Origin of the sequence: Mesorhizobium sp. M7A.F.Ca.CA.002.15.2.1 (assembly GCF_003998715.1) — a bacterium.
Lineage (GTDB): Bacteria > Pseudomonadota > Alphaproteobacteria > Rhizobiales > Rhizobiaceae > Mesorhizobium > Mesorhizobium ciceri.
In genome coordinates this window covers 1-792 of the sequence record NZ_RZPI01001156.1, presented here as the reverse complement: position 1 = coordinate 792, position 792 = coordinate 1, and the positions used below count along the sequence as shown (strand labels likewise).

2 protein-coding genes are annotated in these 792 nt (G+C 63.1%); both read left to right on the top strand.

The features are described 5' to 3' along the window. On the top strand, positions 1–274 hold a 274-nt coding region (gene accB, locus ENZ74_RS33340), incomplete at its 5' end, for an acetyl-CoA carboxylase biotin carboxyl carrier protein (protein WP_127313362.1). Positions 275–284: 10 nt separating this feature from the next. Beyond that, a partial coding sequence (locus ENZ74_RS33335) for a biotin carboxylase N-terminal domain-containing protein (RefSeq protein ID WP_281059770.1) occupies positions 285–792 on the top strand: 508 nt, incomplete at its 3' end.

Genomic DNA, 792 nt, shown 5'->3' with positions numbered 1-792 from the left:
GGCTGCCGCCGTTGCCGTGCCTGTGGTGGCGGACCTTTCCAAGAATGCGGTCACCTCACCGATGGTCGGCACGGCCTATTTGGCTCCGTCGCCGGACGCCAAGGCATTCATCGAAGTCGGCCAGAAGGTCAAGGAAGGCCAGACGCTGCTGATCATCGAAGCAATGAAGACGATGAACCAGATCCCCTCGCCACGCGCCGGCACGGTGACCGCGATCCTTTTCGAGGATTCGCAGCCGGTCGAATATGGCATGCCGCTCGTCGTGATCGAGTAGAGCGGGCCTGATGTTTCAGAAGATCCTCATCGCCAATCGCGGCGAAATCGCCCTCCGGGTACTGCGCGCCTGCAAGGAACTCGGCATCCAGACGGTGGTGGTGCATTCGACCGCCGATGCCGACGCCATGCATGTGCGGCTCGCGGACGAGAGCGTCTGCATCGGTCCGCCGCCATCGCGCGACAGCTATCTCAACATCCATCAGATCGTTGCGGCCTGCGAAATCACCGGCGCCGACGCCGTGCATCCGGGCTACGGCTTCCTGTCGGAGAACGCCAAGTTCGCCGACATACTGGCCGCGCACAACATCACCTTCATCGGTCCGTCCGGCGACCATATCCGCATCATGGGCGACAAGATCGAGGCCAAGCGAACCGCCAAGCGCCTCAGCATTCCGGTTGTGCCCGGTTCGGACGGTGCCGTCACCGACCAAAAGGAAGCCAGGCGCATTGCCGCCGAGATCGGCTATCCCGTGATCATCAAGGCATCGGCCGGTGGTGGCGGGCGCGGTATGAAGG